The 9,780-nt window shown below is 56.1% G+C and carries 8 protein-coding genes and 1 other annotated feature; of the genes, 5 read left to right on the plus strand and 3 right to left on the minus strand.

From position 1 onward, the window contains the following. Positions 1-12: 12 nt before the first annotated feature. The 5 genes from ACP15K_RS17770 to ACP15K_RS17790 all read left to right on the plus strand — a co-directional run bounded on the left by ACP15K_RS17770 (position 13) and on the right by ACP15K_RS17790 (position 4,020). Entirely contained in the window at positions 13-1,200 is a 1,188-nt protein-coding gene (locus tag ACP15K_RS17770; RefSeq protein ID WP_424991160.1) for a tyrosine-type recombinase/integrase, read from the plus strand. Continuing rightward, positions 1,172-2,167: a hypothetical protein gene (locus ACP15K_RS17775; RefSeq protein ID WP_424991161.1), complete on the plus strand. Its 996-nt coding sequence runs from the start codon at positions 1,172-1,174 to the stop codon at positions 2,165-2,167. Before ACP15K_RS17770 ends, ACP15K_RS17775 begins: the two co-directional genes overlap by 29 nt. 148 nt (positions 2,168-2,315) lie before the next feature. Then, the gene (locus ACP15K_RS17780) at positions 2,316-2,516 is read left to right on the plus strand and encodes a helix-turn-helix transcriptional regulator (RefSeq protein WP_424991162.1); all 201 of its coding nucleotides are present in this window, start codon (positions 2,316-2,318) and stop codon (positions 2,514-2,516) included. Positions 2,517-2,520: 4 nt separating this feature from the next. Beyond that, a complete protein-coding gene (locus tag ACP15K_RS17785) occupies positions 2,521-2,946 on the plus strand; it encodes a helix-turn-helix domain-containing protein (protein ID WP_424991163.1) in 426 nt (141 codons plus the stop codon). Positions 2,947-2,994: 48 nt separating this feature from the next. After that, positions 2,995-4,020 (plus strand): site-specific integrase, encoded by a 1,026-nt coding sequence (locus tag ACP15K_RS17790; RefSeq protein ID WP_424991164.1) that lies wholly within the window; start codon positions 2,995-2,997, stop codon positions 4,018-4,020. A 113-nt stretch (positions 4,021-4,133) separates the two neighbouring features. Here the strand turns inward: ACP15K_RS17790 and ACP15K_RS17795 are convergent, their stop codons facing one another. From ACP15K_RS17795 to ACP15K_RS17805, 3 genes are all read right to left on the minus strand, one after another. Continuing rightward, positions 4,134-4,859, minus strand: a complete 726-nt coding sequence (locus tag ACP15K_RS17795) for a M48 family metallopeptidase (RefSeq protein ID WP_424991165.1) — start codon at positions 4,857-4,859, stop codon at positions 4,134-4,136. After that, on the minus strand, positions 4,856-8,128 hold the full coding sequence (locus ACP15K_RS17800) for a type I restriction endonuclease subunit R (protein ID WP_424991166.1): 3,273 nt from the start codon (positions 8,126-8,128) through the stop codon (positions 4,856-4,858). The genes ACP15K_RS17795 and ACP15K_RS17800 overlap by 4 nt, the downstream gene beginning before the upstream one ends. Before the next feature lie 367 nt (positions 8,129-8,495). Further along, positions 8,496-9,730 (minus strand): IS3 family transposase gene (locus tag ACP15K_RS17805; protein ID WP_424991167.1). Its coding sequence is split into 2 segments (ribosomal slippage): positions 8,496-9,430 and positions 9,430-9,730, totalling 1,236 coding nucleotides; the frame shifts between segments, so codons are not numbered across the junction. After that, positions 9,327-9,443 (minus strand) — a sequence feature (AL1L pseudoknot). (Overlaps the previous gene by 117 nt.) Positions 9,731-9,780: the final 50 nt, after the last annotated feature.

The following is a 9,780-nucleotide window of genomic DNA, read 5'->3' on the forward strand; positions in this document are numbered from 1 at the left end:
AGCGTACCCCCAATGCCGCTAACAGACGCTAAAGTTCGCAATCTTTCCAGCAGGTTAAAGCCCTACAAGATCTCAGACTTTGGAGGCCTGTATGTTCTGGTGAAGCCGACCGGAGCCAAGTCTTGGCGCTTCAAATACCGGATCGATGGAAAGGAACGACTTTTGGTGGTGGGGGATTACCCTGCTGTTTCACTGGCGATGGCGCGCGCGGCACGGGATCAGGCCAAGGCCGGCCTGGAAGCCGGAGTCGACCCATCTGAAGCCAAGCAAGAAGCAAAAAGAATCAAACGCGAAGGGCAGTCGCAAACGTTCTCCGTTTTGGCTGAGGGCTTCATGTCCAAAGCCATCAAGGAAGGGCGTGCCGCCGCAACGCAAACAAAAACCAAGTGGCTGTTGGACATGGCCTGCGCTGATTTTGGTCACAAGCCCATGTCCGAAATCACGTCTCCAATGGTTCTGAGCTGCCTGAAGAAGGTCGAAGCCAAGGGAAACTACGAGACAGCGCGGCGTTTGCGGGCAAAGATTGGCGCGGTGTTTCGGTATGCGGTTGCCAATGGCATGGCAGAGACCGATCCGACATACGCGCTGAGGGATGCCTTGATCCGTCCGACAGTCACCCCGCGTGCCGCTATCATCGATTTGAAAAGGCTGGGCGGGCTTCTGCGGTCCATCGATGGGTTTGAAGGGCAGGCGACAACACGGATTGCCTTGCAGCTCATTGCGATCCTCGCTCAGCGCCCTGGCGAAATTCGCCATGCCAAGTGGGAACAGATAGACAAAGCACAGGCCATTTGGTCTATCCCTGCGGAAGTCATGAAGATGCGGCGTCCGCATAGGGTTCCGTTGCCGAAGCAAGCCTTGGCCTTGCTTGAGCAACTGGAACCTCTCACCGGAGAGGGCAGGTTTCTATTTCCCTCGCTGCGGTCCTTTGCGCGTCCAATGAGCGAAAACACCTTGAACGGTGCCTTGCGACGCATGGGGTATAGCGGCGATGAAATGACCGCGCACGGGTTCCGTGCAACCTTCTCAACGCTTGCCAATGAAAGTGGTCTGTGGAATCCCGATGCGATTGAACGGGCGTTGGCGCACGTCGAGGCTAACGAAGTCCGTCGGGCCTATGCCCGTGGAGAGCATTGGAACGAACGCGTTCGTTTGGCCGATTGGTGGGGTGGTGTCCTCGACGAAGCTCGGGCAGGTTGAGCGTCTCTTCAGTCGTGAGGCCGCTTTGACAAATAAACCGCCGTTTGATCGTAGTTTCTTTGTACCCAGAATATTCATCCAAATTGGTGGGGGGCTGTTTATCCCCCCGCATCATGATGAGATCCTGCCTCTCGGCTCAGATTATGAAGCCACGATGGCGCAGTTGCTTGAGACGCGATCCAAGATTTTCAAGGACATCGGACGCCACTTGAAGAAGATGTCGGACAAGGATCTGCAACTGGCCTATTCGGCAGATGGAACTGCCGCTGGTGAGGCCGAAAAAGAGTGGGTCTTCCACCGCCGTCGCGAGATTGATGCCGCCTTTGGTCGGCTTCCTCTCTGGTACTCTGCGGCGCTTTTCCGAACCGACGATCTGGCCAACTTTGAGCACTGGTCTCGATCCGCTTTTCTGACGTTGGATGAGGTGGTGTGGTTGTCCGTAGGGTTGGAACCTGAAAAAGCCTTCAAGGATCTTGTTAGCTACAGCGCTGGCCCCAGCCCACGAATTGGGAAAAGGCCGTCTCGCGTAGCCAAATACATGCGCCGACACAAAGAGCAGATTCGAAGGGAATTCGATCCGCACAACTACAACCCAGACCTACTTCCGGCGCCGTTGCTGGATTGGATTGAGCGTGTCAAATTTCCCGTGCATCCCAAGTTTGTTGAAATGCTTCGCTACATGGCCGGTTCCAAGAGCATGGCCGTGAACAGTAGAGTCCCAATTCCCGCCGCTGTGGAAGCGCAACCCGGTCCTATGGATGGTCGAGAGCGTGCCAGCCTTGCAAAACTGATCACCGCGATGGCCATCGATGGTTACGGCTTTGACCCGACGCAGAAGCGCAGCCCAATTCCGAACGAGATCACGGCGTTGACCGAGCGATTGGGGATTCAGGTCTCCAAGGATACGATCCGCAAGTATCTGAAACTTGGCTCTGAGAACCTGCCTGAGGGATGGAACGACGATTGAACGCTATTCGATCAACGAATAGCGCGAGTTGGAAGAAGCAATAACAAGGGCTTATCTCAATTCGCCATGCGGACTCCGCTGATCGGCCACTTGGTCTGAAAGACGTGAGAAGAGTTCCTCGTACTTTGCAACACGAGGAACACCCACAATGACCACTAACCGATTTCCGCAAGCAGGATTTGTTCGGCTTGCTCAGATCCTGGCGCCCGACGGCCCGATCCCGGTGTCAAAATCCACCTGGTGGCAAGGGGTCAAGGACGGGCGTTTTCCTGCGCCGCAAAAACTTGGGCCGCGTACGACCGTCTGGAAAGTCGAGGATATCCGCGCCTTGTACGAAGGTCAGGATTAGGGGCATGGCCAAACGATTGAAACTTCGTGTCCTGCGGTCCAACCGGACATACACGATTTTCGAACTCGCGCAATTGCTAGGGGTCTCCGTCGCCTGTGTCCGCTCGTGGGCGCGCGACGGGCTTCCGCTTTTGACTGCGCAGCGGCCATATCTGATCCTGGGGTCGGCGGCTCGAGATTATCTGCAACAGCGCGAGCACAGGGCCAAAGTTCCCCTGCAACCCAACCAGCTCTATTGTCTGTCCTGCCGTGCTGCCCGACGTCCATGGGGCAACATGGTTGATCTGATCGAACAAGAAGGGGCGACGGCGCGCATTATGGGCCTCTGTGCGCAATGCCAGACGCCGTGCAATCGCATGATTGCCCGTGCCCGGATCCCGCTTCTGCATGAAACTTTCGATGTCACGAGACGCGAGGGCTCCGAACCCTAAGGGAGACATCGTTCTCCCACTCGAAATGACACTTGGAAGGGCAGCCCAATGGCACGTAAAATTAATGAAGAAAACGAACGGATCAAGCGCCGCTACGGCGTCTATCTTCGCGACGCCAAACGTTGCGATATGGTGACGGTGGATCGGGCGCTTGATGCGGTCCTGAAATTCGAGGCAAGCACCGGCTTCAAGACTTTCAAACGCTTCCACATCGAGCAGGCGAGCGCATTCAAAACCCGGCTGAACGGGCAAGTGCATTCGCGAACGGGAAAGCCATTGTCAAAGGCCACGATCAGCGGCGTTCTGCGCGCGAACAAGGCATTCTTTGTCTGGCTGGCGGGGCAACAAGGCTACAAGTCGCGCATCAGCTACTCTGATGCGGAATACTTCAACCAGAACGCCAAGGACGCCCGCGTTGCACATGCTCAGCGCGAAACGCCCTATCCGACGCTTGCTCAATGTCGCCACGCTTTTGATCAGATGCCAGTGGGGTCCGACATCGAAAAACGCAACAAGGCTCTCTTTGCGTTTCTGATGATAACCGGCGCGCGGGATGGGGCCATTTCCTCGCTTCGTCTGAAACGTATCGATTTGGTCGAAGGCTGCGTGCATCAGGATGCCCGCGACGTGCGCACGAAGTTTTCCAAGACCTTCAGCACGTATTTCCTGCCGGTGGATCCCGTCTATCGAACCTGCTTTGAAGCTTGGGTGGCGTATCTACGGAACGATCTGTTGTTCGGTCATGAAGATGCGTTGTTCCCACCTCCGCAGATGGGGCGGGTCGAAGGCGCGTTTGCCGTGACCGGACTGAACCGGGTTCCCTATGCAAATGCCAGTGCGATCCGGAACGCCATCAAGGAAGCGTTCGTCCATGCGGGCCTGACCCCGTTTGCACCGCATAGCTTCCGAAAAACACTGGTACGCTGGGCCGATGGCCACTACCCGACGCGCGAGGCGTTCAAGGCCTTCTCTCAGAATATCGGCCACGAAAGCCTTGTCACAACCGTCACCTCGTACCTGCCAGTTTCGCAAGAGCGCCAAGCCGAATTGATCCGGAAAGGGGGGGATGCTTAGATGCCGCCGAAATCTGGACAATTCTGCAAGCTTCTTGCGATGATGACCGTCAAACCAAAGAAATGTCTGTCGTTCAAAAGCTTTGACCTGCCCCCAGAACTTCGTGCCTCGCATCAATCCAAAAGAACCTCGACCAACCCATCTAAGTGACGCTTGGCTTTTCGCCAGTCACCAGCATGTGTGTCGATTAGGTTCCAAAATGCAGGGCCGTGATCATGGTGCTTCAGGTGCGCCAGTTCATGAATGAGCACATAGTCGACGCACTGCCGTGGTGCTTTGACGAGGTGACGGTTGATGATGATCTCGCCAGACGGGGAGCAGCTTCCCCATTGGCGTGACATCTCCATTAGTCGAAAGGGTGGCGGTGCATCCACCCAGGGGAGGTTTTTTGCCAACGCATCAATGCGACGGCTCAGGTGATCGCGACCTCTCACGAGGTACCATGCACGAAGACGCCCCTTGATGTCATCTTCCACACCGTTGGCGGTTTCGACTTCCAGCCGATTGCCACGCAGCCTTGCGGGTGCCGGTTTGCGGTCAACGGGTATCACCTTCAGCATATAACGGCGGCCCAGATAAAGAACCTGTTCTCCAGAGACATACTTACGAGGGCGCACGTGCGCATAGCGTTCCCTTGCTTCGATGACATGCCCGACGACCCAGCGGGCTCTTTTCTGGACGGCTTGTTTGATGCTCTCATCGGAAAATCCAATAGGCGCATCAACAGCGACCGATCCGTCTGGATTGACGTGGATGGCCACACAGGACTTGCGAGCATCATCGTAGGAGACCTGATAGGGAATCCGATCATCACCATATGCCAGCACAAAGGCAGTCATGATCTGTTCGCACCAGCACGGACAATGCCAACGATCTGGTCGATCAAAGTATTCGCGGCTTCCAGACCGCCGAGGAATTTGAAGTAACGAGGGAGCAGAGCCTTGCGCACCTCGGCTTCGATGCTTCCTGGATTGATGGAGTGCGTCTGAACGGCATCGTCCACGGTCGAATCAATGTGCATGGCCTCAGCAACCAGAACCTCCTCTTCTTGTTCCGCGCCGTTCAGTTGCTCAAGCAACGCTCCGTAGTAGGACTGGGCACGTGGGTGATCCGCGAAACGATCCGGCACGCCAGGAGTGTTCCGTGCGGCGACCTGTTCCTCAAGGTCCTTGAACATGACGTACTGCTTTCCTGGATGATCGAACATCGCTTCCGCTGCCAGGATCGCTTCTTTGAGCAGTTCGGAGAACACGCGCTGTGCATAAGGGTCATCGATCAGCTCTTGTTCTATGGTTTTACGAATGCGGGTCTTGATGACATCAGCTTCGGTGCGTGTCTTTTCGTCAGACCAGTCTTCCGGGTCATCGGCCTGCCCAAGTGTATCGACGCGGATGAATCCCTCAGGATCCACAACCTCTTGTCCGATCACTTGTTTATCGACCATCCGCCGAATTTGCTCTTCGTATTCGGAGAAATCTACCGTCTCCTGCGCATCCCGCTTGGCCTGTACACGCAGTTCAGTGAAGAAGCTAAGATCGCGTTTGTATTCCTGGATGGCCTTTTCATCAAAAGCCCCATCCTCGAAGAACGTCCGTGATGACAAAGCCAGTTTTAAGCACATCCCGAACTCGGTCAGCGCATCATAGAAGTCATCTCGGACTTTCTGGTTGGAATCTATGCTGTGACCAGCGCCATCATCCGCCGTCATAGGGACAAGGACGCGTCGGAACTGTTCGATATCTTGCTTGTTCTGCACGCCAGCAAAAATCGCCCATAGCGCATCATGCAGACCAGGGAGGCGCTTATATTCGACAGAAACGTTCGTGACCGTACCCGCGAGATCGCCGATCTCGTATCCGGCTTGGGTTTGTGAGGCGAGGTCCGCATAGTCTTGGATCGATGTATCCAGTTCAGCAAGAATTCCTCGATAGTCGATCAGATATCCGAACTGTTTGGCCTCATGCAGACGGTTCACTCGCGCAATGGCCTGAAGCAGGTTATGACCCTTGAGTTGTTTGTCGATATAAAGGACGGCGTTGCGAGGTTCGTCAAAGCCCGTCAGGAGCCTATCCACTACGATCAGGATATCCGGTGCGCCATCGGTGCCAAACCGTTCTATAACGTCGATTTCATAGGCGTCAGAATCGTTGCCAACATTCACTTTCCACCAGGTCTGCACCTCAGGTGTCTTTGCATCATCTGTATCATCATGACCCTCACGGGTATCGGGGGCCGAGATCACAACCGCGCTGGTCACGAGGCCAGTTTCATCGAGTGCCTTTTTGTACCGGATCGCTGATAGCTTACTGTCAGTCGCCAGCTGTGCTTTCAGGCCGAGTTTCAACTTGGCAAAGTTCTCGGTGAAGTGGATTGCTATGTCATAGGCGATCAGGTCAATGCGATTGGCCGCGCCGTAAATCTGACCACGGCTGGAATACTTCTGTTTCAGGTCCGACTTCTGATTGTCCGACAAGCCCGTAGTGTACTTGTCGAACCAGGCATCGATGGCAGCTTCGTTGATATCGACGACGGGCCTACGCTCTTCATAGACCAAGGGGGTGACTGCGCCGTCTTCGACCGCATCCTGCATTGTATAGGCGTGCAGGATCGGTCCGAACTTGTTGCGGGTTTTATCCTCTTTCAGTAGGGGCGTTCCGGTGAAAGCGATGAATGCCGCGTTGGGCAGCGCCTGTCGCATCCGCTCGTGATTTTCACCGCCTTGGCTGCGGTGCCCTTCATCGACCAGAACGATGATCTTGTCCGAGGTGTTCTTGCACTCCGGCAGCTTGGTTGCCGAGTTGAACTTCTGAAGCAGTGTAAAGATGATCCGTTCTGACCCTGTGCCAATGCGCTTGGCTAGATCACGACCGGATTGCACCTTCGAGGTTTCACCTTCCTTTTTCGTCGCCACAGCAGACCCGAAGGCCCCGCCGGTCATGAACGTTGCAGCAAGCTGTGCTTCAAGGTCCACACGATCCGTGACAATGATGATGCGACATCCGGCAAGCTCTGTGTCCAGCAGCAGAGCCTTTGTCAGGAAGACCATCAGGTTCGACTTCCCGGACCCCGTGGTGTGCCAGATCACACCGCCCTCACGGCTGCCATCCGGTTTCTGGTGAGATACCCGGGACAGGATGGCCTTGGCCCCTTGAACCTGCTGATACCGCGCCGCGATCTTGCCCAGTTTCCGGTCGAAGATAATGAACCGGCGGGTGAAATCCAGCAGGCGGTCAGGGCGCAACAGACTGATGATCAGCCTGTCTTGTTCTGTTGGCCAAACGGGGCCGCTGTAGAGCCTGTCGAAGTCGTCCCGCATCCATTTGGGTTTATCGGCAAACAGTGCGGCTCTCTGAGATTCTGAAAGAGCTGTGGACTTCACGGACTGCATCTCGGCCTCTGTTATCTCCTCTTCGGTCCAGCCGCCCCAAAACTTTGCAGGGGTGCCCGTGGTGCCATAGCGGCCATCCGTGCCAGAAATCGATAGGAGCAGTTGCGAATAGGCGTAGAGGTCCTGAATGCCATCGGTCTTCTGATTGCGCAGATGCTGACTGATGCCTTCGGACACCATCGCGGCGTCCTTGGTCGATGAAACGGGCCGCTTGGCCTCGATCACCACCAAGGGGATGCCGTTCACATAACAAACCACATCAGGCCGATACCGCCCCATACCAGCAGGTCGTGCAACGCTGAGTTCTTCGGTAACTTGCAGGGTATTGGCAGCGGGGTCTGCCCAATCGATCAAAGGTACGGTGACGGAAGTGCGCTGGCCATCCACGAACTCGGTGACCGTGATCCCCAACGTCAGGTGTTTGTAGATCGCCTCATTAGCAGGGATCAGCCCTTCGTTCAGGCCCGTGGCACTGATTTCGCGCACCACCTGATCAATGCCGCCAGCTGAGAGCGGAAAGGTCTGTCCTTTGAAGCCGAACTGATGCCCCTTGAGCCGCTCCCGCAACACAGGCTCCAGCAAAACACCGCGCTCTGAGCCACGCAAGGCCACCGCATCTGTGGGGGAGAGGTAGTCCCACCCCATGGCAATCAACACGTATAAAGCGGGGATTTTGGAGGCCGCCTCTTCGCGGGTGTCGGGGGTACGGGGCTGGGTCATGGTAACTTCCGTCGATTGGCACCTTCTTCGAATGGCAAACCCATGCTGCGCTCAATCTCACCAGCGGCCCTCATTATCGTGTGCAGATCCAAGTCCGGGAAGTTGTCCTTATACTTGTCGAGATATGACTCAGATCGGGGGTCAATTCCTGCGCGTCGCGCGACGAGATAGGCTGCGCTTTCGGCTTCGACCTCGCGTTGGGAATGATCGCAATGCAAGCGGTCTTTCACTCTACGTTTGGGATCGGTGCCCAAATGGCCTAGGAACAAGTGTGCCAGTTCATGGGCCACCGTCGTGAAACGTGTAGGATCGGAATGATTGCGATTTGAACCGCCCCGGGTTTACCGGAGAGGGTTTGGTTCAATGATTAGGCTGCTTTTTCGTCAGCGTTCAAGGCTTCGTAGAAGGCCTCTTCTGCTTCTTGCGGCGTGACGTATCCGATGGCGCTGTGCAGGCGTTCGTTGTTGTACCAGTCGATCCATTTCAATGTCTCCCATTCGACCTGGCCAACCGATTTCCAGGGGCCGATGAAGTTGATAACTTCGGTCTTGAACAGGCCGATGGTGCTTTCGGCCAGAGCATTGTCATAACTGTCCCCGACGCTGCCGACCGAGGTGTCGATCCCTGCTTCGGCCAGTCGCTCGGTGTATTTGATCGACAGGTATTGGCTGCCACGGTCGCTGTGATGGATCAGTTTGTCGGCCTCGCACGGAGCCCTCTGGCAGATGGCCTGGTTCAAGGCATCCAGCACGAAACCGGTCGACATCGAGGTCGAGACGCGCCACCCGACGATCTTGCGGGCGAAAACATCGATCACGAAGGCTACGTAAACCATTCCCTGCCAGCTGGAGACATAGGTGAAATCCGAAACCCAAAGCTGGTTTGGGAAATCCGCCGCAAACTCTCGATTCACCTTGTCGTCGGGGCATGGCTGTGCCGTGTCAGGATTGGTCGTGACGACCTTCTTGCCCCGGACAACACCCTGAATACCCATGGCTTTCATCAGGCGCTCCACGGTGCAACGAGCGATGTCGTGTCCTTCCCGGCGCAGAGCGTGCCAAATCTTGCGTGCGCCGTACCGGCACCGGCTGGCATCGAACACACGTCTGATGGCAGCCTTGTCCAGAACATCACGCTTCGCCCGCTCGGACGCAGAGGCCGGTTCGTGTTCAACGGACTTGTGGGCATAGAACGTCGATGATGCGATTCCCAGAACCCGGCAGATCGGCCCGACACCAAAGACATCACGGTGGTCGTCGATGAAGCCAATCATCGCTTGAACGGGCGGTCGAGCTCCGCCTGAGCGAAATACGCTGACGCCTTCTTCAGGATCTCGTTGGCTTGCCTGAGTTCACGGTTCTCACGCTCCAGGGCTTTGATCCGTGCCTTTTCCTCGCTCGTCGGTCCGGACAATTCACCTGCATCACGCGCAGCGCGCCGATACCAGTCCCGCAGGCTGAAAGACGAACAGCCCAGCTTCGAGGCAATGGCCCGGTAGGCGGCACTGTCGCTGCTGTAATCAGAACGATGTTCGCGGAAAAGCCGAACGCCGCGCGCGCGGAACTCAGCCGTGTAACTCGGGGAAACTTTCTTCTCTGTCATGGGGCTCACCTTTTGAGAGTTTTACTCTCCGGTAAACCCGGGGCGGTTCA

This window comes from Fluviibacterium sp. S390 (genome assembly GCF_049800695.1).
In the GTDB taxonomy this organism is placed as follows: Bacteria; Pseudomonadota; Alphaproteobacteria; order Rhodobacterales; family Rhodobacteraceae; genus Meridianimarinicoccus.